The 24,331-nt window shown below is 52.1% G+C and carries 27 protein-coding genes and 3 pseudogenes; 17 read left to right on the top strand and 13 right to left on the bottom strand.

Going from position 1 to position 24,331, the window contains the following annotated elements; translation table 11 throughout:
* The first annotated feature begins 42 nt into the window (after window positions 1-42).
* From ccmA to ABDK09_19050, 11 genes and pseudogenes are all read left to right on the top strand, one after another.
* Window positions 43-663: a cytochrome c biogenesis heme-transporting ATPase CcmA gene (gene ccmA / locus ABDK09_19100; protein ID XAW89035.1), complete on the top strand. Its 621-nt coding sequence runs from the start codon at window positions 43-45 to the stop codon at window positions 661-663.
* Entirely contained in the window at window positions 663-884 is a 222-nt protein-coding gene (locus ABDK09_19095) for a heme exporter protein CcmB (GenBank protein ID XAW89034.1), read from the top strand. The genes ccmA and ABDK09_19095 overlap by 1 nt, the downstream gene beginning before the upstream one ends.
* Window positions 790-1,332 carry a heme exporter protein CcmB gene (gene ccmB, locus ABDK09_19090; GenBank protein XAW90781.1) on the top strand — a complete coding sequence of 181 codons (543 nt, stop codon included), beginning with the start codon at window positions 790-792 and terminating at the stop codon, window positions 1,330-1,332. The genes ABDK09_19095 and ccmB overlap by 95 nt, the downstream gene beginning before the upstream one ends.
* Window positions 1,333-1,415: 83 nt before the next feature.
* Complete coding sequence (locus ABDK09_19085) at window positions 1,416-2,168, top strand: heme ABC transporter permease (protein XAW89033.1); 753 nt, start codon at window positions 1,416-1,418, stop codon at window positions 2,166-2,168.
* A 1-nt stretch (window position 2,169) separates the two neighbouring features.
* Window positions 2,170-2,376, top strand: a complete 207-nt coding sequence (gene ccmD / locus ABDK09_19080) for a heme exporter protein CcmD (protein XAW89032.1) — start codon at window positions 2,170-2,172, stop codon at window positions 2,374-2,376.
* Window positions 2,373-2,855 carry a cytochrome c maturation protein CcmE gene (gene ccmE, locus ABDK09_19075; protein XAW89031.1) on the top strand — a complete coding sequence of 161 codons (483 nt, stop codon included), beginning with the start codon at window positions 2,373-2,375 and terminating at the stop codon, window positions 2,853-2,855. Before ccmD ends, ccmE begins: the two co-directional genes overlap by 4 nt.
* Window positions 2,852-4,807 carry a heme lyase CcmF/NrfE family subunit gene (locus ABDK09_19070; protein ID XAW89030.1) on the top strand — a complete coding sequence of 652 codons (1,956 nt, stop codon included), beginning with the start codon at window positions 2,852-2,854 and terminating at the stop codon, window positions 4,805-4,807. The genes ccmE and ABDK09_19070 overlap by 4 nt, the downstream gene beginning before the upstream one ends.
* Before the next feature lie 3 nt (window positions 4,808-4,810).
* Window positions 4,811-5,365, top strand: coding sequence for a DsbE family thiol:disulfide interchange protein (locus tag ABDK09_19065; GenBank protein XAW89029.1), 555 nt, complete (start codon window positions 4,811-4,813; stop codon window positions 5,363-5,365).
* Window positions 5,362-5,847: a cytochrome c-type biogenesis protein gene (locus ABDK09_19060; protein XAW89028.1), complete on the top strand. Its 486-nt coding sequence runs from the start codon at window positions 5,362-5,364 to the stop codon at window positions 5,845-5,847. Before ABDK09_19065 ends, ABDK09_19060 begins: the two co-directional genes overlap by 4 nt.
* A pseudogene (gene ccmI, locus ABDK09_19055) lies at window positions 5,844-7,071 on the top strand (c-type cytochrome biogenesis protein CcmI). The gene ABDK09_19060 and the pseudogene ccmI overlap by 4 nt, the downstream one beginning before the upstream one ends.
* A 102-nt stretch (window positions 7,072-7,173) precedes the next feature.
* The gene (locus ABDK09_19050) at window positions 7,174-7,929 is read left to right on the top strand and encodes a VacJ family lipoprotein (protein ID XAW90780.1); all 756 of its coding nucleotides are present in this window, start codon (window positions 7,174-7,176) and stop codon (window positions 7,927-7,929) included.
* Window positions 7,930-8,018: 89 nt separating this feature from the next.
* Here the strand turns inward: ABDK09_19050 and ABDK09_19045 are convergent, their stop codons facing one another.
* The 3 genes from ABDK09_19045 to sodB all read right to left on the bottom strand — a co-directional run bounded on the left by ABDK09_19045 (window position 8,019) and on the right by sodB (window position 10,190).
* Complete coding sequence (locus tag ABDK09_19045; GenBank protein ID XAW89027.1) at window positions 8,019-8,687, bottom strand: SDR family oxidoreductase; 669 nt, start codon at window positions 8,685-8,687, stop codon at window positions 8,019-8,021.
* Window positions 8,688-8,949: 262 nt separating this feature from the next.
* The gene (locus ABDK09_19040) at window positions 8,950-9,453 is read right to left on the bottom strand and encodes a VC2046/SO_2500 family protein (GenBank protein XAW89026.1); all 504 of its coding nucleotides are present in this window, start codon (window positions 9,451-9,453) and stop codon (window positions 8,950-8,952) included.
* Window positions 9,454-9,605: 152 nt separating this feature from the next.
* The gene (gene sodB, locus ABDK09_19035; protein ID XAW89025.1) at window positions 9,606-10,190 is read right to left on the bottom strand and encodes a superoxide dismutase [Fe]; all 585 of its coding nucleotides are present in this window, start codon (window positions 10,188-10,190) and stop codon (window positions 9,606-9,608) included.
* Between the two features lie 377 nt (window positions 10,191-10,567).
* Between sodB and ABDK09_19030 the strand changes: the two genes are divergently transcribed.
* Both ABDK09_19030 and ABDK09_19025 read left to right on the top strand, forming a co-directional pair.
* Window positions 10,568-10,903 carry a Grx4 family monothiol glutaredoxin gene (locus tag ABDK09_19030; GenBank protein XAW89024.1) on the top strand — a complete coding sequence of 112 codons (336 nt, stop codon included), beginning with the start codon at window positions 10,568-10,570 and terminating at the stop codon, window positions 10,901-10,903.
* Window positions 10,904-11,002: 99 nt separating this feature from the next.
* A pseudogene (locus ABDK09_19025) lies at window positions 11,003-12,945 on the top strand (DNA topoisomerase III).
* Between the two features lie 123 nt (window positions 12,946-13,068).
* Here the strand turns inward: ABDK09_19025 and pobA are convergent.
* The 10 genes and pseudogenes from pobA to ABDK09_18975 form a co-directional block, all read right to left on the bottom strand.
* Window positions 13,069-14,319 carry a 4-hydroxybenzoate 3-monooxygenase gene (pobA, locus tag ABDK09_19020; protein XAW89023.1) on the bottom strand — a complete coding sequence of 417 codons (1,251 nt, stop codon included), beginning with the start codon at window positions 14,317-14,319 and terminating at the stop codon, window positions 13,069-13,071.
* A 17-nt stretch (window positions 14,320-14,336) separates the two neighbouring features.
* Window positions 14,337-15,623: a TRAP transporter large permease gene (locus ABDK09_19015; protein XAW89022.1), complete on the bottom strand. Its 1,287-nt coding sequence runs from the start codon at window positions 15,621-15,623 to the stop codon at window positions 14,337-14,339.
* On the bottom strand, window positions 15,623-16,198 hold the full coding sequence (locus tag ABDK09_19010; GenBank protein XAW89021.1) for a TRAP transporter small permease: 576 nt from the start codon (window positions 16,196-16,198) through the stop codon (window positions 15,623-15,625). The genes ABDK09_19015 and ABDK09_19010 overlap by 1 nt, the downstream gene beginning before the upstream one ends.
* A 24-nt stretch (window positions 16,199-16,222) precedes the next feature.
* The gene (locus tag ABDK09_19005; protein XAW89020.1) at window positions 16,223-16,537 is read right to left on the bottom strand and encodes a hypothetical protein; all 315 of its coding nucleotides are present in this window, start codon (window positions 16,535-16,537) and stop codon (window positions 16,223-16,225) included.
* The gene (locus tag ABDK09_19000; GenBank protein XAW89019.1) at window positions 16,530-17,258 is read right to left on the bottom strand and encodes a TRAP transporter substrate-binding protein; all 729 of its coding nucleotides are present in this window, start codon (window positions 17,256-17,258) and stop codon (window positions 16,530-16,532) included. The genes ABDK09_19005 and ABDK09_19000 overlap by 8 nt, the downstream gene beginning before the upstream one ends.
* A 125-nt stretch (window positions 17,259-17,383) precedes the next feature.
* Complete coding sequence (locus ABDK09_18995; GenBank protein XAW89018.1) at window positions 17,384-18,385, bottom strand: aldo/keto reductase; 1,002 nt, start codon at window positions 18,383-18,385, stop codon at window positions 17,384-17,386.
* A 4-nt stretch (window positions 18,386-18,389) separates the two neighbouring features.
* Window positions 18,390-19,344, bottom strand: a pseudogene (locus ABDK09_18990) (Gfo/Idh/MocA family oxidoreductase).
* A gap of 146 nt (window positions 19,345-19,490) precedes the next feature.
* On the bottom strand, window positions 19,491-19,985 hold the full coding sequence (locus ABDK09_18985; protein XAW89017.1) for a hypothetical protein: 495 nt from the start codon (window positions 19,983-19,985) through the stop codon (window positions 19,491-19,493).
* 163 nt (window positions 19,986-20,148) lie between these two features.
* Window positions 20,149-20,445: a hypothetical protein gene (locus tag ABDK09_18980; protein ID XAW89016.1), complete on the bottom strand. Its 297-nt coding sequence runs from the start codon at window positions 20,443-20,445 to the stop codon at window positions 20,149-20,151.
* Complete coding sequence (locus ABDK09_18975) at window positions 20,420-21,367, bottom strand: LysR family transcriptional regulator (GenBank protein ID XAW89015.1); 948 nt, start codon at window positions 21,365-21,367, stop codon at window positions 20,420-20,422. The genes ABDK09_18980 and ABDK09_18975 overlap by 26 nt, the downstream gene beginning before the upstream one ends.
* Before the next feature lie 156 nt (window positions 21,368-21,523).
* Here ABDK09_18975 and ABDK09_18970 point away from each other — a divergent pair, with 156 nt between their 5' ends.
* From ABDK09_18970 to ABDK09_18955, 4 genes are read left to right on the top strand one after another with little or no spacing between them, the layout of a single operon-like run.
* On the top strand, window positions 21,524-22,549 hold the full coding sequence (locus tag ABDK09_18970; GenBank protein ID XAW89014.1) for an amidohydrolase family protein: 1,026 nt from the start codon (window positions 21,524-21,526) through the stop codon (window positions 22,547-22,549).
* Window positions 22,550-22,563: 14 nt separating this feature from the next.
* Window positions 22,564-23,259 (top strand): 4-carboxy-4-hydroxy-2-oxoadipate aldolase/oxaloacetate decarboxylase, encoded by a 696-nt coding sequence (locus tag ABDK09_18965; GenBank protein XAW89013.1) that lies wholly within the window; start codon window positions 22,564-22,566, stop codon window positions 23,257-23,259.
* Entirely contained in the window at window positions 23,252-23,581 is a 330-nt protein-coding gene (locus tag ABDK09_18960) for a PrpF domain-containing protein (protein XAW89012.1), read from the top strand. The genes ABDK09_18965 and ABDK09_18960 overlap by 8 nt, the downstream gene beginning before the upstream one ends.
* Entirely contained in the window at window positions 23,478-24,317 is an 840-nt protein-coding gene (locus tag ABDK09_18955; protein XAW89011.1) for a PrpF domain-containing protein, read from the top strand. Before ABDK09_18960 ends, ABDK09_18955 begins: the two co-directional genes overlap by 104 nt.
* Window positions 24,318-24,331: the final 14 nt, after the last annotated feature.

Below are 24,331 nucleotides of genomic sequence, written 5' to 3'. Positions count from 1 at the left end.
GTGTGGTAATATAAACGCCCCAAAATAGTGATACAGAAGCCCATGCTGGATGTAAAGAACCTCACTGCAATTCGTGATGACAGAGCGCTGTTTGAAGGATTGTCTTTTACCATTCAATCCGGTGAACTGGTGCAGATCGAAGGACGTAACGGTACGGGTAAGACGACATTACTGCGCATAATCACCGGCCTTGGTGACCGTGATGAAGGGACTATCCATTGGAACCAGGTCAATATCGAAGCGGATCGCGACAGCTATCATCAGGACTTACTGTTCCTTGGTCATCAGACCGGGATTAAACGTGAGTTAACCGCATTGGAAAATTTGCATTTTTATCAGTCAGTCCACGCCAGGTCGACAGTACGTGAAGATCTCTATCAGGCGCTGACTCAGGTAGGGCTGGCAGGACGAGAAGATGTGCCGGTGGCACAACTTTCTGCCGGACAGCAGCGACGGGTTGCGTTGGCGCGACTGTGGCTCAGCCGGCAGAAACTGTGGATTCTGGATGAACCCCTGACTGCTATTGACAAGCAAGGTGTCAAAGTGCTGGAAGCGTTGTTTCTTAAACACGCTGAGCAAGGCGGTATCGTGGTTCTGACCACTCACCAGGATATGTTTGCTGATAATCCCAAGCTGCGTAAAATTAAACTGGGGGATGCCTGATGTTATCGACTATGGGTACGGTGATCCGGCGTGAACTGCTGATTGCATTTCGGCGTCAGGCGGATATTTTTAACCCGCTGTGGTTTTTTATCATCGTAATTACCCTCTTTCCGCTCAGCATCGGTCCTGAAACCCGGGCTGTTATCGCGCATTGCGCCGGGGATTGTCTGGGTAGCGGCGCTGCTTTCCGCGCTGCTCTCACTCGAGCGTCTGTTTCGTGATGATTTTCAGGATGGCTCACTGGAGCAGATGATGCTGATGCCGGCTCCGTTACCTGTGGTCGTCATTTCTAAAGTATTGGCGCACTGGCTGTTAACCGGCGTCCCGCTGATTCTGATTAGTCCGCTGCTGGCGATTTTGCTGTCGCTGGATTTGGATACCTGGCTGGCCGTGGTATTGACGTTGTTGTTGGGGACTCCAACCCTCAGTTTTATTGGTGCCATAGGTGTGGCGCTGACCGTCGGACTGCAGAAGGGCGGGGTGCTGCTGAGTCTGCTGGTACTGCCGCTGTATATTCCAATTTTAATTTTTGCCACTTCAGCGATCGATGCTGCTTCGCTGGGGATGGCGTTTAACGGACAATTGGCGATTCTGGCTGCCATGTTTATGGGGGCACTGACCCTGACCCCATTTGCTATCAGTGCAGCGCTCAGAGTGAGCGTCAATTGACAGATTGCGGACTCCTGTATCCGTTACATACTGGCAAACCGGACAAGACAGATTCGGTGTCGGAAGCAAAGTGAGAAAAAACAATGTGGAAATGGCTCCATCCCTATGCCAAGCCAGAAGCTGCTTACCGTTTATGCGGTAAATTGCAGCCGTGGTTTGTGATTTTAGCGCTGTTATGTCTGGCTGCCGGTACCATTTGGGGACTGGCTTTTGCGCCGGCTGACTACCAGCAGGGCGATAGTTTTCGGATTATCTATATTCATGTTCCCGCCGCTATCTGGTCGATGGGGGTGTATATGTCGATGGCGATCGCGGCCTTTATCGGCCTGGTCTGGCAGGTAAAATTGTCCGACATGGCCGCTTCAGCTATGGCGCCGATTGGTGCGGTGTATACTTTTATCGCGTTGATCACCGGTGCGGTGTGGGGCAAGCCGATGTGGGGCGCCTGGTGGGTATGGGACGCGCGTCTGACTTCCGAATTGATTCTGCTGTTCCTCTATCTGGGTGTCATCGCCTTGTATCATGCGTTTGATGACCAGAAAACGGCCGCAAAAGCCGCCGGTATTCTGGCTATTGTCGGTGTCATCAACCTGCCTATAATTCACTTTTCTGTCGAATGGTGGAACACCCTGCATCAGGGCGCCACGATCACCAAATTTGCCAAGCCATCCATTTCCAACGATATGCTGTGGCCGCTGCTGTTGAATATTTTTGGGTTTGCTTTCTTGTTCGCTGCCCTGGCGATGATTCGTACCCGTAACGAGATCATCAGTAAAGAGACTCACCGTCCATGGGTGATTCAGCTGGCAACCAGTAAAATGCACGGGGGGCAATGAGATGTATTTTGACTCAATCAGCGACTTTTTTGCCATGGGGGGCTATGCCGGTTATGTGTGGAGCGCCTTTGGTATTACTTTTGTTTCATTGTTAATTTTGTGGGTGGCGAGTGTTCGTCGCAGCCGGACGCTGCTCAAGCAGGTCGAGGCGAAAATCGCGCGTCAGGCTCGGATTGATGCGGCAAAAAATATGGAGAACACATTATGAACCCAAGACGAAAAAAGCGCCTCGGTATTGTGCTGGCCATTCTGATTGGTCTGGGTGCGACGATTGGCTTGATTTTGTACGCACTGAACCAGAATATGGACCTGTTTTATACTCCGACTGAGCTGGTGAACGGTAAAGACGGTAAGAAACCACAAGTCGGCCAGCGACTGCGTATTGGCGGTATGGTGCAGAAAGGTTCGGTGAAACGCGATTCTGACTCGTTAAAAGTCAGCTTTCTGCTGCGTGATACCGGGCCGACCGTGACTATTCTTTACGACGGCATTCTGCCGGACCTGTTCCGCGAAGGGCAGGGTATCGTTGCTCAGGGGGTGCTGAAAGACGCCACTACCGTGGAAGCATTCGAAGTTCTGGCCAAGCACGATGAAGAGTATATGCCGCCGGAAATTGCTGAAGCGATGCAGAAAAACCATTCTCCGATGAATTATTCTGAGCAACAGATACAAGGAAGTGCGCAATGATTGCAGAGATAGGACATTTTGCCCTAATCCTGGCACTGTCGCTGGCATTACTGCTCAGTGTATTGCCTTTGGTCGGCGCTGCCAAAAACAACGCGACGCTGATGAATGCGGCGCGTCCTCTGTCGCTGGGCATGTTCGCGATGCTGGCGTTGTCGTTTGGCATCCTGATGTGGGCTTTCTATAGCAACGATTTTACCGTGCAATATGTGGCCAGTAACTCCAACAGTCAGCTGCCGTGGTATTACCGTCTGACCGCGGTCTGGGGGGCTCATGAGGGCTCGCTGCTGCTGTGGGTACTGATTCAGGCTGGCTGGACTCTGGCTGTTGCGACCTTCAGTCGCGGCATGCCGCAAGAATCGGTGGCGCGGGTACTATCCGTGATGGGTATGATCAGCGTCGGTTTCCTGCTGTTTATCATCGTAACATCGAACCCGTTCACTCGTACTCTGCCATACTTTCCGATCGATGGCCGCGACCTCAATCCGCTGCTGCAGGATCCGGGACTGATTATTCACCCGCCTATGCTGTACATGGGATATGTCGGTTTCTCGGTGGCGTTTTCCTTTGCGATTGCTTCGTTGATGACCGGACGTCTGGATACGGCATGGGCACGCTGGTCGCGTCCGTGGACGACGGCGGCGTGGTTATTTCTGACCGTCGGTATCGTACTGGGTTCGTGGTGGGCTTATTACGAGCTGGGCTGGGGCGGTTGGTGGTTCTGGGATCCGGTCGAAAACGCTTCCTTCATGCCTTGGCTGGCTGGTACTGCCTTAATTCACTCACTGGCGGTGACCGAAAAGCGCGGCACGTTTAAGGCCTGGACCGTGTTACTGGCGATTTCCGCCTTCTCACTGAGTCTGCTGGGGACGTTTCTTGTGCGCTCAGGTATCCTGGTTTCGGTGCACGCGTTTGCGTCCGACCCGGCGCGCGGCATCTTTATCCTGGCTTTTCTGGTGATTGTGATTGGCGGCTCGCTGCTGCTCTTTGCTCTCAAAGGCGCATCGGTGAGGGTGCGAGGCAACTTCGAGCTGGTATCGCGTGAAAATGCCCTGCTGGCCAATAACGTATTACTGATCGCTGCCCTGGTGGTGGTACTGGTTGGTACTCTGCTGCCGCTGGTGCATAAACAGCTCGGGCTGGGGTCGGTTTCTATCGGCGCGCCATTCTTTAACTCGCTGTTTGCCTGGTTGATGGTGCCGTTCGCGTTTCTGCTCGGTATTGGTCCGCTGATTCGCTGGAAGCGTGACAACCTGAGTAAACTTATCAAACCTATGGTGATTTCCGGCCTGATTTCCCTGCTGCTCGGCGCGTTAGTGGTTGAAATGACTATGCTGCATTTCAGTGCCATGGCCTATATGGGCTGGGTAATGGCGTTATGGATTGTGTGTCTGCATGCGGTGGAGCTGTATGAACGCGCGACTCATCGTCACAGTTTCCTGACCGGTCTGGGCAAATTGCAGCGCAGCCACTGGGCGATGATGCTGGCACACCTGGGTCTGGCGGTGACGATTATCGGTATCGCGATGGTGCAGAATTACAGCATTGAACGTGATGTGCGCCTGGCACCTGGTGAACGTTTCCAACTGCATGATTACGAGTTCTACTTTAAAGGGCTGCGTGATAAAGATGGTCCGAACTACGATGGTTATATTGCCGACTTTGAGGTTACTCAGGAAGGCAAGTATCTCAACACCATGCACGCAGAGAAGCGTTTCTATCGTACCGCGCGCTCTATGATGACTGAAGCGGCGATTGATCGCGGCCTGACGCGCGACCTGTATATCGCGATGGGTGAACGCCTGGATGACCATCATTCTTGGGCGGTGCGCATTTACTACAAACCGTTTGTGCGTTGGATTTGGGCCGGTGGCTTGTTGATGGCGATTGGCGGATTGCTGGCCATCAGTGATAAGCGCTACCGTTTCAGAAAGACATCGGCAAAGGAGGCATAAGGCATGAATAAGAAGATTCTGTTTATTCCGCTGCTGGCATTTCTGATTCTGGCCGCAGTGTTTGCCACCCAGTTATTCAGAAACTCGGAAGGGGATGACCCGACCAAACTTGAGTCAGTGTTGGTAGGGAAAAAGGTGCCAACTTTCCGTCTCGAGGATCTGGCTGAGCCCGGCAAACTGTACGACCAATCGATATTTAAAGGCGAGCCGCTGCTGCTCAATGTCTGGGCAACCTGGTGCCCGACATGTTATGCCGAACACCAGTACCTGAACCAGTTATCTGGTCAGGGGGTGAAAATTATCGGTATGAACTATAAAGACCAGCGCGATAAAGCGGTGAAATGGCTCAACGATCTGGGTAATCCATACCTGATCAGTCTGTTTGACGGTAATGGTATGCTGGGGTTGGATCTGGGCGTGTACGGCGCACCGGAGACATTTCTGATTGATGCTGACGGAGTGATCCGTTACCGCCATGTCGGTGATGTCAATCCTCGTAACTGGCAGGACACCCTGGAGCCGCTTTATCAGCAACTGCTGCAGGAGGCAAAACAATGAAACGTTGGATCCTTGCGGCACTGGCCGGCCTGATTGTCTCGGCCTCAGCGTTGGCGGCAATCGAAGTGTATGATTTTGACAGTCCGGAGCAGGAGAGCCAGTTTCAGGAGCTAAGTAATACACTGCGCTGCCCGAAATGTCAGAACAATACTATTGCAGACTCGAATGCGGCTCTGGCTCAGGACCTGCGTCATAAAGTGTATGAAATGACTAAGCAAGGGCAGTCAAAGCAGGAAATTATCGACTACATGACCGCCCGTTACGGTGATTTTATCACTTATAACCCGCCATTTACCGCTAGTACCGCCATTTTGTGGCTCGGTCCTCTGGCCGTGCTGGCTATCGGCTTTAGCGTCATTGTTGTGCGCAGTCGTAGCCGCAGCAAAGCGGCCGCTGGCCAGGGGCAACAATGGGACAGTGCCAAAGAAGCACGCCTTAATGCGTTGCTGGAAGAAGATGAAAACGGAGATAAGCACAAATGATATTATTCTGGATTGCGACGCTTATCCTGGTAACGATTGCCTGTGTGTTTCTCGCCATACCGCTTATCCAGCGCAAAGCGAATAATGACACCGTCCTGCGTGACGAGCTGAACAAAGCATTTTACAAGGACCGCCTTAGTGAACTGGAAGAAGAGACCCAGGAAGGTCTGGTTGGCGATCAGAGCGAACTGATTGCTGATTTGAAGCAGTCTCTGCTCGATGATATCCCAGAACAAGGTAAGGATGTTGAAGCCCGTCAGATGTCGACGCTGGCAGTGCTGATCCCTTCCGTGCTGGTGGTGGTTGTGCTGAGTTACGGTCTGTATGCCAAATTTGGTAATTACGATAAAGTCGAGCAGTGGCAAAATGTCAGCGCTAATTTACCGGAACTGACCCGTAAGCTGATGGCTCCTGCCGGACAGGGCGTGCAACTGACGGATCAGGAAATGCAGGACCTAACTCTGTCGCTGCGTACTCGCCTATACTATCAGCCAGAAGACTCGACCGGTTGGTTGCTGCTCGGCCGGATAGGACTGGCGAACCGCGACATGCAAACCGCGGTTGGTGCTATGAAACATGCGTATGCCCTTAAACCAACGGATGGCGATATCCAGCTTGGGTATGCCCAGGCCCTGATGCTGTCGGATGATGAAATGGATCAGAACCAGGCGCGTACTATGTTGCAACGCCTTGCCAGCCGTGATTACGTGGATTTACGGGTCTATTCATTGCTTGCTTTTGATGCTTTTGAACGAGCGGAATATCAGGCGGCTATCGATTACTGGAGCCGTATGCAGCAGATGATAGGTCCGAATGACGCCCGCTACGAGATGCTGACGCGCAGTATTGCCAGCGCAGAAACGCAGCCTTGGACAAGGTTCTGATGCCGCTGCCGATTCGGTACAGGTAACAATTTCGCTCGGCGATAATGTCAGTTTGCCGGCCGACGCGGTGTTGATTGTCTCAGTGCATACCGCCGATGGCGCGCCGATGCCGGTCGCGGCTGCGCGTTATCCGCTGAGTCAGTTTCCGCGGACTGTAGTGCTTGATGACAGTAACAGCATGATTCAGGGGCGTAAACTGTCTGATCTTGATTCGCTGATGGTGCGGGCGCGGGTTGACCGTGATGGTAACGTAGCAACAAAACAGGGCGATTGGTTTGGCGAGAGCGGTGCGGTTAATTTAGGCCAACCGGTTGAAGTTGTGATTGATAAGCAGTATTAATTACCTACCTGTATACCCATGTGCTACTTTTTGGGTATAGTTGCTTGATTTGATGTATTAAAGGCCGATGACATCATCGGCCTTTAGCTATGGACTATGATGATGCTGAGCCGTTTAACACGGATTTTTTCCCTATCCGTATTGATGATTCTGGTCGGGTGCAGTTCAGCGCCCGATGATGCCGCTAACGCGGATTCCGACGTAAATGATCCACTGGAAGGATTTAACCGTGCCATGTGGACGGTGAACTACGATTATCTTGACCCGTACGTGGTACGCCCGGTATCGCTGGCGTATGTTGATTATGTACCCTCACCGGTGCGCACTGGCCTGTCCAACTTTCTCTCCAACCTTGATGAGCCAGCCAGCATGATCAACAACCTGTTGATGGGTAATGGTAAAAAAGCACTCGACCACTTTAACCGCTTCTGGCTCAACTCGACGTTTGGTCTGCTGGGCTTGATTGATATCGCGTCTGAGGCCGGCATCAGCAAGCATGAAGAGAAGTCGTTCAGTGATGCGGTCGGACATTACGGTGTCGGCAACGGCCCTTATGTGATGGCGCCGGGTTATGGTCCGTTGACCGTACGGGAAACCACCGACCTGGTTGACAGCACTTATGCCCCGTTATCTTATCTCAATATCTGGGCCAGTATCGGTAAGTGGGCGATTGAAGGCATGGAAAACCGCGCCGCGCTGGTGTCGCAGGAAGCGATGCTGGATAATTCTCCGGATCCTTACGCGCTGACGCGCGAGGTCTATCTGCAGCGTCGTGACTTCAAAGCCGAAATCGAACAACCTGAATATAACCCGGAAGAAGAAGAGTATCTCGACGACTACCTGGATGAAGGTTTCTGATCTGCCCCTTTCTGTGTCGGCCTGAAGCATGCTCTTGGCTGCTATTGCCTCGGTTTCAGGCGCTCTGTTTGAGTGCCTTGCATCAAGGCTCAGGCTGACATCACCCGGCCACTGAAATACTCATTGGCGACAATGTATTCTGTATTGCGAATCAGCTCATCATTGACCTCGGCCCAGTGGACGGTTTCGTCGTTGGCTGAAATCATCGGCACCACGCCGCCAACCCGGATATTAAACGGCGTCAGATCTCTGGCCCAGCTCTGGGTAAAACCGGATACCATTGAGGTCGCATTTTCAATCCCCGGCATATCCTGTGGTGAGTTGTAGGACAGCACATTGACGATGACGCCTTTGGTATTATGTTTGCGCATTCTTTCCGAACAGACCTGACCAAAGGTGAACATCGATGCCGCCATCAAGGCCAGTTTCTCAATAAAGCGCTCGGTTGGCTGGTGGTCGGTTAACGCAGGCAGCGGGGCATTGGGCCAGTTGTTGATCAGTACATCCGGTACGGTTTTATAGTGCAGTTCAATATCGTCCAGCATGGCCTGAATACTGGGTAAGCCATAATCGCTTAACGGATAGGTCCGAATATGTCCGCTGATGTCCTGACAGCGCTTACGAGTCTCTTCCAGCCCGGCACTGTCGGTATCACACAGTACTACGCTTGCGCCAAGTCGGGCAAAATGCAGCGCCAAGGTACTGCCGAGTAGTGAGCTTGCTGAAGTAATCAACACCAGTGAACTTCCAATATTCATCTTGAGCCTGCCTTTGAATGTTATTATCGATTTGGCGATGGAACAGGTCATTTCAGGATGGCTGAAGAGATGCCATAGCGATGTGAATAAAGTCAAAGAACCCGGGGTGGCGGCTTAATCATGATCAAATGTTTGCACTTATTCACACTCCGCGTCGGTAGCAGCGTAACGAATTACATCCGGCGCTGGGACGGGATCGCAGCATGGTGCGTGATAAGGAGATTAAATCTGCATTGACGTGATTTAATAGGCGGCAAGGCAATTAAACCTGGGCGTGAATCTGATCCTGACGCCAAGCGGTATTGAGTTGCGGGTAGAGATCCGCCGGGATAAGGCTTGGCGCAGATTTCTGCGCCAGATGACGCCGTTCGTGGCCAGACAGGTTGAGGTAAACCTCTTCAGGAAGATCCTGAGTATCTTCAGGCAGATAGGTCAATACTTCCGGCTGCAGGTAATGGGCAAGTTTGGCACTGGCCAGTCCGCCGTGATGGAACATGTCCGCCTGACGGGCTGAAATAGCGTATGAACTCTGGTCATTACGCAGCGCTTGCGGTGTCTGCAGGGCAAAGCGTTTACGCAGAATATCATCGCTGGTCAGCGGTTGTTCAACCTGCTCGACTGGTGTGTTGTCACGCACATCAGCTGAAAACATCGCAAGCAGCAGAGAAAAGTCAGCACGACGCCCTTGTTCGACGGCATGGCTGATGCCACGGCCGAACTGCAGTTCGTTAATAATACCGGCTTTGTCTAAGGTGTGTACTTGCATGCTGCTCTCCGCTTGATGCCCTATGTAGCGGCAGCGGTCAGCAAAGCTTTAGGTGATTTTTGCTTTAAAACCAATATATTTAGTGAAAAAAACCAACAAAAAAGCCCGCAAAAGCGGGCTTTAAGCAAGATTACTGTATCAGTAAGCTGCGATTACTTCGCCAGGTTCGCTGCTACGAATTCCCAGTTAACCAGAGCCCAGAAACCGTTCATGTAGTCTGGACGTACGTTGCGGTAATCGATGTAGTAAGCGTGTTCCCACAGGTCAACAGTCAGCAGCGGAGTCGTACCCGCTTCAGTGATTGGCGTGCCTGCGTTAGACGTGTTTTCGATAGCCAGAGAGCCGTCAGCTTTCTTAACCAGCCAAGTCCAAGAAGAACCGAAGTTGTTGATTGCTGCTTCAGTGAACTTCGCTTTGAACTCTTCGAAAGAACCAAATGCTGCGTTGATAGCGTCAGCTACTGCGCCAGTTGGTTCGCCGCCGCCGTTTGGAGACAGGCAGTGCCAGTAGAAAGTGTGGTTCCAGATCTGTGCTGCGTTGTTGAACACGCCGCCAGTAGACGTTTTGATGATCTCTTCCAGAGTTTTACCTTCAAACTCAGTACCTGGGATCAGACCGTTCAGCTTAACCACGTAAGTGTTGTGGTGTTTACCGTGGTGGTAGTCCAGAGTTTCTGCAGAGATGTGTGGTTCCAGTGCATCTTTTGCGTAAGGAAGAGCTGGTAGTTCAAATGCCATTACTCGATTCTCCATATATTTGAAAGAGTTATCTCTTTCGGATTGCTTCCAGTGTTTTTATTTTCGTCGATACGACTGACTTGCGATCTATTTTAGCAAGTTTTTACTTTATTAAAAGCCCAATCTTGAGAAAAATCGTTTATCCAGCCACGCAGGTCAATTGATCAAGTGGTAAATCGATCAACAGTGTAAATCGATCCTGAGCGTAAACCGACTCTTGGCAAAGTAGGCGCCTTCTGCGATAAAGGCAAGTCAGAAAGTTAATTTTGCAGTTTGTACAAAGCTGCGCCAGAAACCATAATGATAATGGGCTTTTTATTCTCTATTAATGATTTAGAATGTGGCTCATGAAAATTAAACTCCATTAAGAGGAAGCAATGGAAACCATCGATAAAATCAAACAGCAAATTTCAGAGAACGCGATCCTTCTGTACATGAAAGGTTCACCTAAGCTACCTAGCTGTGGTTTCTCTTCTCAGGCATCTCAGGCTCTGATGGCTTGTGGTGAAAAATTTGCTTACGTTGATATCCTGCAAAACCCTGACATCCGCGCTGAACTGCCAGTTTACGCTCAATGGCCAACTTTCCCGCAGCTGTGGGTTGAAGGCGAGCTGATTGGTGGTTGTGACATCATCATTGAGATGTTCCAGAAGGGTGAACTTCAGCCACTGATCAAAGAAGCGGCAGCACGCGCAGCGAGCAGCGAAGACTGATATTCGTCGAAAATACTGTATAAAACTACAGTTTTTCTTGATTTCCTAAGGCCACATTCGATAATGTGGCCTTAATTTTTTCTTGTCGTCCGTCAGGTTATGAGCCGTTTATTTATTGCAGAAAAACCCAGCTTAGGCAGAGCCATTGCCGACGCATTACCCAAACCGCATAAAAAGGATCAAGGTTTTATTCGCTGCGCCAACGGGGATGTGGTGACTTGGTGTATCGGCCATCTGCTCGAACAGGTCGAGCCGGATGCTTATGATGAACGTTACAAGAAATGGAATCTGGCTGATCTGCCCATCGTGCCCGAACAGTGGCAGCTGAGGGCGAGAAAATCCGCCAGTAAGCAATTGAGTGTGGTGCGTAAACTGCTTAAAGAAGCCACTCAGATCGTGCATGCGGGCGACCCGGACCGCGAAGGCCAGTTGCTGGTGGATGAGGTGATTGATTACTGCAAAGTCAGCAAAAGCAAAAAAGAGACGATGGAGCGTCTGCTGATCAGCGACCTGAACTTACCGGCAGTAAAACGAGCATTGTCATCGATGCGCAGTAACCGCGAGTTTATTCCGTTGTCGGTTTCGGCATTGGCCCGCTCACGAGCCGACTGGTTGTACGGGATGAATATGTCGCGTGCCTATACCTTGCTCGGTCAGAAGGCTGGTTATCAGGGCGTGCTGTCGGTTGGTCGGGTGCAAACGCCGGTTTCTGGGGCTGGTGGTGCGGCGTGATGAAGAAATTGAGCAGTTTGTACCGAAAGATTACTTTACCCTGGATGCCTTGATTCCTTACCAGGACAGCAGCGGGGCGTTTGATATCCGCGCACGCTGGAAGCCGAGTGAAGCGTGTAAACCCTGGCAAGATGAAGAAGGGCGGGTGCTCAGCCGTAAGCTGGTGGAAAATGTGGCCGGGCGGATTGCCGGCCAGCCGGCCAAGGTGCTTGAATCCGAGCAGAATCAGACTAAGCAGGCAGCGCCGCTGCCGTATTCTTTATCCGCTCTGCAGATTGATGCGGCGAAACGTTTTAATCTCAGTGCCCAGCAGGTGCTGGATATCTGTCAGGCGCTGTATGAGAAACATAAGCTGATTACTTATCCGCGTTCCGATTGTCGTTACCTGCCTAAAGAGCATTTTGCTCAGGCGGGGTCGGTGACTACGGCGGTCGCACATAATGCCAGTGAGTTGGCCAGTGCGGTGAGCGGTGCGGATTTAAGCCGTAAATCCAAAGCCTGGAATGATGCCAAGGTGGATGCTCACCACGCGATTATTCCTACCCCGAAACAGGCGTCAGTCAATGCCTTGTCTGCCCAGGAGATGAAAGTCTATCAACTGATTGCGCGTCAGTACCTGATCCAGTTCTACCCGCCGGCGGTCTACGCTGAAGCCAAGCTGGTGTTTGATATTGCCGGTGGCACCTTTGTCGCCAAAGGTCGTCAGTTGATGTCGGCGGGATGGAAAGCCCTGACCGGACATAAAGATGAGCAGGATGAAGGCGTCGATACCGTTCCGCCGCTACCGGTCGGCACCGTGCTTACCTGTCGTGAAGGTGAGATTAAAGATCGCAAAACCGAGCCGCCGCGGCATTTTACTGAAGCGACTCTGCTGCAAGCCATGACAGGCATTGCCCGTTTTGTGGCTGATAAAGAGCTGAAGAAAATTCTGCGTGATACCGACGGGCTCGGGACCGAGGCGACCCGGGCCGGGATCCTCGATACCTTGTTCAAACGCCAGTTACTCAAGCGGGAAGGTAAAATCATCAAAAGTTCGCCAGCCGGACGCGGTCTGATTCATGCGCTGCCGCAAGAATCAACCTATCCGGATATGACGGCCCACTGGGAGTACCAGTTGCAGGCGATGGCGGAGCGCGGCCAGGCTTATCAGCCGTTTATGCAGGCACTGCAGCAACAAATCGACACTCTGATGCAGCAGGTTAAAAGCGGCCCGGTTTCCGGACTCATTGCGCGCGTTACCTGCGGTGGAAAGGCCGGCGTTTAAACGTAAACGACGCAGTTTTAAAGCTAAGCCGAAGGGCCAGGCGTAACAAGCTAGCGGGTAAATAAGAAAGGCCCGCCCGGAGGGAGATCCGGACAGGCCTTGAGTTATCTTGTGTCGCGCGGCGTACAGAGTAGACTGCTGCAGTGCGATTCGGTTTAGTCGTTGTTGTCTAGCTGTTGACCTGGACGGTGTGTGGCTTTACCTCACTTGCAATCGGTTTAATCTGCTCGTAGGGCAGGCCGACGTACTGCTCGGCAATCAGCTTCATGCCCGATTCACTGTGCAGGTAGAATTCCAGTTCAGAATCGGCCATCTTTTCCACAAACGAACGTTGGTCTGTATGCTCTTCGCCAAAGTGATGCAGCATGCTGGTCATCCACCAGGAAAAACGCTCCGCATTCCAGATGCGGCGCAGACAGACATCCGAATATTGTTCCACCACCTGACGTGGCTGGCCAGCAAAGTAAGCACTCAGCACCTGATACAGAGCAGCCACATCTGAGGCGGCAAGATTTAGCCCTTTGGCGCCGGTAGGCGGTACGATGTGCGCCGCATCACCGACCAGGAACAGATTGTTGTGCTGCATCGGTTCGCACACGAACGATCGCAGCGGAGCGATGCTTTTTTCAATACTGGGCCCGGTTTGCAGCTTGGCGGCTTCTTCGGCTGGCAAACGCAGTTTCAGCTCCCGCCAGAAACGTTCATCGCTCCACTCTTCGACATTTTCACTGTTTGCTACCTGAATATAATAACGGGAACGGGTTTCCGAACGTTGGCTGGCCAGGGCAAAGCCGCGTGAGTGTTTGCAGTAAATCAGCTCATCACACACAGGGGGAGTGTCGGCTAGCACACCCAGCCAGCCAAACGGATAAACCCGTTCATATTCAGTACGGATGTCTTCTGGGATACTCGGACGTGACACGCCATGGTAACCGTCGCAGCCCGCGATAAAATCACACTCTATCTGATACGGTTCGCCGTCCATTTCAAAGCAGACACGGGCTTTGCCTTGGGGCGGATTGTGAATCTGGCTTACCGGCGCGCTATAAAAGCTGGTTTGTGCCGACGCTTGTCGGGCCTGCATCAGATCGCGGGTCACTTCGGTCTGTCCATAGCAGGTGACGACTTTGCCGTTCGTCAGCTGAGTCAGATCAACGTGAGTCTTCTTGCCTTCCACACTGATGTAGATCCCTTCGTGTACCAGGCCTTCTTGCTCGAGACGTTGTGCGCAGCCTGCTTGCTGCAGCAGCTCAACAAAGCCCTGTTCAAGAATGCCGGCGCGGATCCGATCCTGCACATGTTGCGCAGAGCTGCGTTCGATAATGATGTTATCGATGCCTTGCTTGTGCAGCAGTTGGCCCAGTAACAGTCCAGAAGGACCGGAGCCAATAATGGCTACCTTGGTTTGCAACGTTTTCATGTTGTGCTCCTTTCTCTTTATAGTAATGCCAGCGCCAGGGACGGGAAGGCGATTAACAGGCCCAGCCGGACCACATCCGACAGGATGAAAGGCACGACGCCTTTGAAGATGTCGGTGACATTGAGCTCTTTATCCAAGGATTTGATGACAAACACGTTCATACCGACCGGCGGCGTAATCAGGCCGACTTCGACGGTAATCACCGCCACGATACCAAACCAGATAGGGTCGAAACCGGCCGCCTGAATCAGCGGAAACACCACGGGCACTGTAAGCAGCAGCATAGCGATGCTGTCCATGACACAGCCCATCAGAATAAACAGCATCAGGACGGCAAACAGCACCATGTAAGGCGACATATTGAGGCTTTGCACATAGTCGACCAGAGAATAAGAAATGCGCGATACTGACAGGAAGAAACCGAAAATTTCGGCGCCGATGATCATAAAGAAAATCATCGCTGAGATAGATAAGGTTTCGTTAATCGCTTCAACAAACATCGCCCAGGTCATACCGCGTAGCAACGCAATTGCCAAGGTGAGTGCGGCGCCCACGGCCGCAGCTTCAGTCGGGGTAAAGAACCCGGCGTAAATCCCGGCGATGATAAAGGCAAAGATGGCCGTGAACGGCAGTAGTCCTTTCAGACCGGCCAGTTTTTGCATCAGGGTGGTTTTTTCTCCCGGCGTTGCCAGATGAGGGAACAGCCATACGGTGACCGCAACGGCCAGGCAATAAAACGCCAGACCGAGCAGGCCCGGAATCACCCCGGCGATAAACATATCACCGACCGACTGTTCGGTGATTAAGGCATACAGCAGCAGGGCAATGGAAGGTGGGATCATAATGCCCAGCGTACCGCCGGCTGCCAGAGTGCCTGTCGCCAGAGAGACTGAATAGCCGTTGCGTTTCATCTCCGGCAGAGCGACGCGTGACATACTGGCCGCAGTCGCCAGCGATGAACCGGAAATGGCCGAAAAGATGCCACACGATGTCACTGCAGCCAGCGCCATGCCGCCGCGCCAGGAGCCGAACAGGGTCTTAGCGCCGTTGAACAGCTCTTGTGACATTCGTGCTTTGGAAGCGAATACGCCCATGAGAATGAACATCGGGATCGGACTGAAGCTGTAGTTGGACAGGGCATCAAACGGGGCACTGTCTAAAATCGCCACTGCCGGCTGAAACGCAACGATTGAGGCAAAACCGACAAAGCCGGTTACCGCCATGGATAACGCAATCGGGGCGCGAAACGCTATCATGATCAACATGATGGCGATGCAGATAAAACCAATCACAGGTGCGTCCATTACATCACCTCTTTATGTTGTTGATTCGATTGGGGAAGCGACGTGGTATGCGCTTCAGTGGTGGTGCCTTGGTTGCGGTGATGAGAGCGGATCAGATCCCAGGTCAGCAGCAGGCAGCGCAGGGTCAGCATAGCGGTCGCGAACACCACAATGCGATAAACCCATGGCATCGGAATCATCAGGTCCTGGGTGGTTTCACCACTCAGGATGGCGCCCTCAATGGCGTCGTAAAAACGGTAGGTCATGCCAGCGCCGAGCAGAGCAAAACCAAGCAGGTAGAAGGATTCGAGATAGATTTTTGCCCGCTCGGACATGCGATCGGTAAACAGATCGACCACGACCTGAGAATCACCGACCGACTGAGGCAGGGTAAACAAAATGGTAAACAACAGGCCGTATTTGATCAGCTCCACGCCGCCGATAAAGGTCAGCGCAATCGCACCGTCACTGAGGCCATACAGGGTACGGGTCAGGACATCAATCAATGTCACCAGCATCATGCTGATCAGCAATACACCGCTCAGCATGTGCATGGCATTTGCTATCTGATTGATAAGATTTCTGAGTGCAGTCATAACATTACTCCCGACAGGTATCGCTTAAACCGGATTCGCACAGCTGCCGGCAGACAGCGCCATGGCACGCTGATAAACCGCTTTGGCCGGTAAACCTTTGGCTTCGAGATCATCCAGGTATTGCTGGGTGACACTGTCGAGTACCGGTTTCCACTCGCTGTTGAAGTGATCAGGACTGATGGTGGTGATCTGCTGGCCTTTTTGTTTGGCTTCGGCCATGCCTTGGCTATCGAGTGCATCGAATGTCTCACCTGCTTTTAATGTCCATGACATGCCGGAGTTTTTATCAATCACGGCTTTCAGTTCCGGTGTCAGGCGGTTGTAGACGTTTTTATTCATGGTTACAACGAAACGCCAGAGAATACAGGCCGCCCAGATCAGTGTGGTTATTCGCCTGTTCATTGATTTTAAATACTTTGGCCCCTTCCCAAGGCAGGGCGACCCCGTCAATCACACCACGTTGCAGTGACTGATAAGAGTCCGGTGCCGGCATGCCGACCGGCAGGGCATCGAGTTTTTCCAGCAAACCGGCGACGACTGACGTCGGACGGCGGATACGCAGGTTGGCCAGATCTTGTGGGGTTTCGACCTTCTTGTCTTTGGTATGCAGCAGACCCGGACCATGGGTAAACATGAACAGTGGTCGGGTATCTTTGTATTCGGATGCGATCAGACCTTCGGTATAGAGATTTTCAATCACACAGGAGCCCTGCACGGCGCTTTTGACCACGCCCGGCAACTCGACGATTTGGGTGAGCGGAAAGCGGTTGGCGGTATAGCCCTGCACCGTGGCGGTCATATCAAGAATCTGGTGACTGACGGCGTCGTATTGCGCCGGAGCTTTAGCCAGCGTAGAACTGGCGTAGATATCGACATTGATCCGGCCATTGGAGTCCTGTTCGACCTGGTCGGCCCAAGCCTGGAACAGATCGGTGTGTATCGCCGACACCGCCGGCCAGAAATGGCCAAAACGCAGGTTAACGTCCGCAGCCTGAGCTGATGAAGCCGCGAGTAAAGTGCCGATTGTGCAGGCAGTCAGGGTTGTTATCTTTTTCATCATTCGCATCCATACTCATGTTTATTTTCACGTTATCGCCAGGCGGTCAGCTCGCCAGCTACAGGCTGAAAACAGGGGCCGGGACGGCAGATGTCCCGGCGCTGCATCCATGCAGCTGTTGGCGGTTATTAAAATTCTTCGGTATCAATTTCAGTTTGGGTGGCGGCGTTATAGCGCGGTCCGGCAACCCGGTTGTGGTTGATGAGATCATCCAGCGCGGCAACCATATCAGCACTGAGTGTCATTTCACTGGCGGCGATGTTTTGCGCCAGATGGTCAGGGTTGGTGGTACCCGGAATCGAAACCAGCTCAACCTGCTGACTGTTGAGCCAGGCCAGAGCTAACTGCGCCAGGTTGAGATCCAGTTTGCCTTCTGCGTGCCAGATATCGAGTTGTTGTTGCAGACCATCAATCAGGCTCAGATTACGGGCGAAGTTACTCTCATCGAAGCGCGGCATCGCACGGCGGATATCTTTGTCGGCCAGTGCCTGGTTGTCGCGCAGGGTGCCGGTCAGCATGCCGCGTCCCAGCGGACTGAATGCCACCAGGGTGACATCCAGCTCGCGGCACGCATCAAGCAGAGCGATTTCCGGATTGCGGGTCCAGAGTGAATATTCGCTCTGGACCGCGCCAATCGGGTGCACCGCATGCGCTTTACGTAATGTAGTGGCAGAGACTTCGGACAAACCGATTTCACGAATTTTGCCTTCCTCGACCAGACGACTCAGTTCACCGACGGTCTCTTCTATCGGGATGGTTTTATCCCAGCGATGCAGGTAGTAGAGATCAATCACATCGGTATTGAGACGGCGCAGGCTGTCTTCACACTGGCGGCGGATCAATGCCGGGTCACCACTGATCTGTTTGGTTCCCTGCGGGTCGATATACATGCCGCATTTACTGGCCAGCAAAAATTCATCACGTCGATGCATAACGGCCTGACCCAGCAGAGTCTCGTTGGCACCCGCCCCATATAAGGTTGCGGTATCGAGATGGTCATACCCCAAGTCCAGCGCCTGGTTAAGCAGGGCTGAGGCTTCACGAGCCGGAGTCGCCGGTCCGTAAGCATGTGAGAGGTTCATGCAGCCTAACCCGACTGCACGACTGGTCAGTTGTCCGATCTTTTTCATCTGATTACCCGTTGTTTTCTAACAGTTGTTCCAGCTTGTGCAGCGTTTCCATTGCACTCAGACATTGCAGCACCGATGAGTTAGGTTCGCGTCCTTCACGGATGGCAGCGATAAATTCACGGTCAATCAGCTCAATGCCGTTGTTGGACACGGTCACGCCGGACAGGTCGATTGGGTTGTCGTAGCCATCGAAACAGGTCATCGTAGCGGGCGATGTAGGTGCCTTCTTCACAGATGTAGCGGAAGAAGGTGCCGAAAGGCCCGTCGTTGTTGAAGGAGAGTGACAGGGTACAGATAGCGCCGGATGGCACTTTGAGACCGATACTCATGTCCATCGCAATCCCGAGCTGCGGATGAATCGGGCCCTGCATCGCCTGTAATTGGCTGGCGGTCTGACCGGTCTGGTATTGGAACAGATCCACGGTATGGCAGGCGTGGTGCCACAGCAGATGATCGGTCCAGCTGCGCGCTTCACCTTTGGCGTTGGTGTTGGTGCGACGGAAGAAGTAAGTCTGCACGTCCATTTGCTGGATATGCAGCTCACCAGCAGCAATTTTGTTGTGAATCCACTGATGGCTTGGGTTAAAGCGGCGGGTATGGCCGGCAACCGCCACCAGTCCGGTCTGTTTCTGCACTTCAACCAGACGGCGGGCATCTTCGATGTTGTCGGCCATCGGGATTTCAACCAGGACATGTTTACCTGCTTCGAGACACTCAATCGCCTGTCTGGCGTGCATGTGGGTCGGAGTCGCCAGAATGACGGCATCGACAGTATCAAGCGCCAGCACTTCGCTCAGGCTGTCGCTGATGACGGCTCCCGGGTATTTCTCACCCAGCGCGGTCATTTTATCCACTTCACTGCCAACCAGTGCAGAAACCTGAACGTCATCAATTTGACTTAAGGCTTCCAGGTGTTTAGTTCCAAAAGCGCCAGAGGCACCAACGACACAAATATTCATAACGTTTCCTTTCTGTTTCCGGAGTGGTTTGCCCACTGACTGGTTATCTTGAGTTTTTATATTGTTTATATTGGGTTGCTATATTGAACTGCTATATTGTTCAGTTGCGATTTTTTGAGAGATATTTTTCTTGCAACCATCTCTCGCTAGCCGGCGCGGTTGAGATCCAGGTGAGCCGTTCTGACATCTAAAGATTTAAAGATCTCCAGTAGCCTTGAATGCTGCGTGCTGCGAATCACAAGGTTGTCATGATGGATATCAATCTCACCATCTATATAGGCCGCTTGTCGGCCCTCGACCTCTTGTTGTAAACGGGCCTTATCGACGTTGCCGCTGCGCAGATCGGCGACAACCTGGCCCGGTTTGAGCTGCGGCACAAGCTCTTCCAGCCAGGGGGAGAGGTCACGCTCTGCATCACTGAGCAGGATCAGATGGGCGCTGTTAATGGCATCCGCCACTGAAAAGCAGCCTTGCACCCCGCAGATGATAAAGCGCTCCAGCTGAGTTTTACAGCTGTCATCATGTAACGTGTTCGGGTCAAAAGCCGTAATGACACGCTCGGCCTGGTTAACCCCGAGTCTGAGCATGTTCTGTGCGGTAAGTCCGAAACCAATCAGCGCCAGTCGCGAAATTTTTGCCATACACATTCCTTAAACGTTCAGGTAGCAAATATGTTGATGGAGTGTATTGAAGTTGTTTTATTGATGGCTAAGTTAGCAAACGGAATGGCATCGGGATAATTGAAATTTAGTATTGGCTATTCAAATTCTGAATAGCCAATTTTGGATGGCCTATATCATTTTCTTATAGATTGATCAGTGAGAGACCAATGCGACGTATGGTTTCAACAAAGGCTTCCTGCGTCGTGGTACCGCGCCAACTTTTACGCACCGTGATACCGATCGCACGTTTTTGTTGTTCAGTGTCGTAACCGATCATTTCAAATGCGCCTTCGCTCAACTCTCTGTGCACCTGGTGTTTGGGCAGCATGGTCAGTTTGTCGCTGCCGACCACGATTTCACGCACCAGCATCTGTGAGCTGGCTTCAACTATCTGTTGTGGCAGTGGGTGATCTTTACTGAGAAAGAGCTGCTCGAACATGTGGCGTCCGGGGGTGTTTCTTACGGGAAATAACCCAGCCATAGTGGCATAAATCATCCAGAGTCACTTTTGTCATTTTTCCCAGCGGGTGACCTTTGCGAGCCAGGATGACGTTAGAGGTAAAAAACAGTGTTTCCTGATGTACATCGTAGGAAGGCACCGGAAAACGCAGTGCGCCGACAATCACGTCCAGCTCGCCACGCCGTAAGTGTTCGAGTAAATCCTCATATAACCCATCAAGGACGCTGACATTAAAATCCGGGAAATTTTGAGTAAACTCATTGATTGTACTAGGTAAAATACAGGTTCTTGCCAGTGGAAGACTACCAATGATGATACTGCCGGCACTGACATTATTCTTGGCATCGATTTCGGCAATGCCCTGGTTGATTTCATTAAAGGCCAGTTTTACCGCCCGGCTCAGGGCTTGGGCCGCTTTGGTCGGGCTAACTCCCAGACTGGTTTTTTCAAATAAAACTGTGCCCAGATACTCTTCGAGATCTTTACACGCTCTATATAGAGAGGACTGGGATACACCAATATTACGCCCGGCCGCCGAGTAATTTTGTGCTTCGGATACGGCGACTAAAGCGCGCAGTTGTGTGGTGGTCAGTGCAAATAAACTGGGTGTGGCTGCAGTGGCGGCGGATTTATCCAGGCGGTAACTTTTCTTGATCGCCAGGCTCAGCATCTCCAGAGCCCGCTCGATGCGGAAACTGAATAATTCACCTTCCTCAGTCAGATTCATCCCGTCGGTCTTGCGTTCAAACAGCGAAGTTTTGAGCGACTTCTCAATTTTGGCCAAAGCCTGAGTGATGGCTGGCTGGGATAAAAAAATGCTTTCCGATGCTTTGCTGATACTGCCGTTTTTGACCACAGCAACGAACGCGACCAAGTGGCGCAGGTTGGGTATCTTTTCCATTTTATGCGTAATCTTTCTATCTCGATTTTTAATACTATATCAAAAACCAATACCGTTGGTGTAAATTGAAATAGCCAAAACGTAACGCAAATGTAAATACTGTGATCCACGCATTGAGTAAGTCCAATTGCTTAGTGACAAGGGAGCAGACTAAGTATGATTATTGATTGTCATGGCCATTACACGACAACGCCGCCACAAGTCGGTGATTATCGTGAATCACAAAAAGCCGCATTAAAACAAGACCCAGCCTATCGTGGCGAGAAAGGGACTATCCACATCAGCGATGATGAAATCCGCGAAAGCATTGATAATAACCAGTTGCGTCTGCAACAAGAGCGCGGAACCGACCTGACGATTTTTTCCCCGCGTGCCAGTTGGATGGGACACCATATTGGCAACGAATACACCAGCCGTTACTGGACCGAGCATCAGAATGATCTGATTCGCCGCGTGTGCGACCTGTATCCGAATAACTTTGCTCCGGTAGCCCAGTTGCCTCAATCTCCGGGGATTACACCGAGCAAATCCATTCCTGAACTGGTGCGTTGTGTCGAAGAGATGGGCTTTATCGGCTGTAACCTCAACCCGGATACCACAGGCGGTTTCTGGCAGGATGCTTCGCTGGGCGATCGCAGTTTTTACCCGCTGTATGAAAAACTGGTCGAGCTGGATGTTCCGGCCATGATTCATGTCAGCGCTGCTTGTAATCACTGTTTCCACACCACCAGTTCTCACTATCTGGGGGCTGATACCACAGCGTTCAGCCAGCTGCTGATGTCTGACGTGTTTAAAGATTTTCCTGAACTGAAGATCATTATTCCGCACGGCGGCGGTGCCGTTCCTTATCACTGGGGACGTTTCCGTGGTATCGCTCAGGATATGGGCTTGCCACCGCTGGAAGAGTCAGTCCTCAACAACATCTATTTTGATACCTGTGTTTACCACCAGAAAGGCATCGACCTGCTGCTTGATCTGCTGCCGGCCAAAAACATCCTGTTTGCATCGGAAATGATTGGCGCAGTGCGTGGCATCGACCCGGAAACCGGTCATTACTTCGATGACACTAAACGCTATATCGATGCCAACACTAAGCTGTCAGAGCAGGAAAAATCGATGATTTTCGAAGGCAATGCTCGCCGGGTATTCAGCCGTCTTGATGGCATTCTTAACCAGGCTTAATTCAGGAGAGAAAGATGAGTAATCACGTAGTAGTACAGAACCATGTAGTAGTACAGAACATTGAACGCGTCGATCCTGAAATTGTACAAGGTCTGGCGCAGTGTGGTGTGGCCACCGTGCATGAGGCGCAGGGTCGGAAAGGTTTGCTGGCTGATTATATGCGTCCTATTTACAGCGATGTGGCGGTGGCTGGTTCGGCCCTGACCATTTCGGGTGCGGCTGGTGATAACTGGATGATGCATGTCGCGATGGAACAGGCTCAGGCCGGTGATATTTTGGTGTTTGCGCCAACCTCGCCGTCAAATCACGGCTTTTTTGGTGACCTGCTTGCAACATCTGCCCAATCACGCGGTGTGGTCGGATTAATTATTGATGGTGGTGTACGTGATGTGCGCACACTGAAAGAGATGAATTTCCCGGTCTGGTCTAAGCATATTTTTGCTCAGGGCACCATCAAGTCCACTCTGGGCTCCGTTAATGTCCCTGTGGTTTGTGCCGATGAAGTCGTTAACCCGGGCGATGTGATTGTTGCCGATGATGATGGCGTGTGTGTGGTGCGCCGCGAAGAGGCCGCCTGGGTTCTGAGTGAAGCGCGTGCCCGCGAGGAGCGGGAAGAGGTTAAACGCGTGCGTCTTGCCAACGGTGAACTGGGCCTGGATATCTATGAGATGCGCGAGCGTCTGGAAAAAGAAGGCCTGAAATATGTCTGAGCAGCCTTTCTCAGCACCGTGCATGTGGATGCGTGGCGGCACATCGAAAGGGGGCTATTTCCTGGCATCGGATCTGCCGGCTGACGTGGCACAGCGTGACGCTTTTTTGCTGCAAATGATGGGTTCGCCTGACCTCAAGCAAATTGACGGTATGGGAGGAGCCAATCCGCTGACCTCCAAGGTGGCGGTCATCAAGGCTTCCCAGCGTCCGGGGGTGGATGTCGATTATCTGTTTCTGCAGGTGTTTGTCGATCAACCGCTGGTCACAGACAAGCAGAAACTGCGGCAACATTCTGGCCGGCGTCGGGCCTTTTGCGATTGAGCATGGGTTAGTTGATGCCGCTGAATTGGTGACCGAAGTCACTGTGTTTATGGAAAACACCGGACAAATCGCAATTTGTCGTGTGCCGACTCCGCAACGTCAGGTAACTTACCGTGGGTCATCCTGTATCGATGGTGTACCGGGGACGGCCAGCGCGATTGAGATTGAGTTTCAGGATACGGCCGGTTCCAGTTGTGGAGCCTTGTTGCCAACCGGAAATGAGGTGGATGAAATCAACGGACTGCATGTCACTCTGATTGATAACGGCATGCCGGTGGTGGTGATTGCAGCAGACGAGCTGGGCTTATCTGGCTCAGAAAGCCCGCAAGATCTGGAAAATAATCAGGAACTGCGGCTGCAACTCGAACAACTGCGACTTAAAGCCGGACCGATGATGAATTTGGGAGATGTCACTGAACTCTCGGTGCCGAAATTGAGTATTGTCAGTGCACCACAACAGGGCGCGATCAATACCCGCACTTTCATTCCTCATCGCTGCCATGACGCCATTGGTGTGCTGGGGGCGGTGAGTGTAGCGACAGCCTGCCTGTTGCCACACTCACCGGCTAGCAAGTTGGCACGATTGGAGAAAGCGCAGCGTATGACCCTCACCGTTGAGCATCCAACCGGTGAATTAAGTGTTGTGGTCAGTTTAGACCAACAAGATAACGTAAAAAGCGCCGCGATTTTGCGTACGGCACGCAAGCTGTTCGACGGCGTAGTATTTGGTCGCTAAGACGACTGAAACGT

Origin of the sequence: Vibrio sp. CDRSL-10 TSBA (assembly GCA_039696685.1) — a bacterium.
Classification (GTDB): domain Bacteria; phylum Pseudomonadota; class Gammaproteobacteria; order Enterobacterales; family Vibrionaceae; genus Vibrio.
Note: the sequence above shows the minus strand (reverse complement) of the source record. Positions and strands in the feature narration are given on the sequence as shown.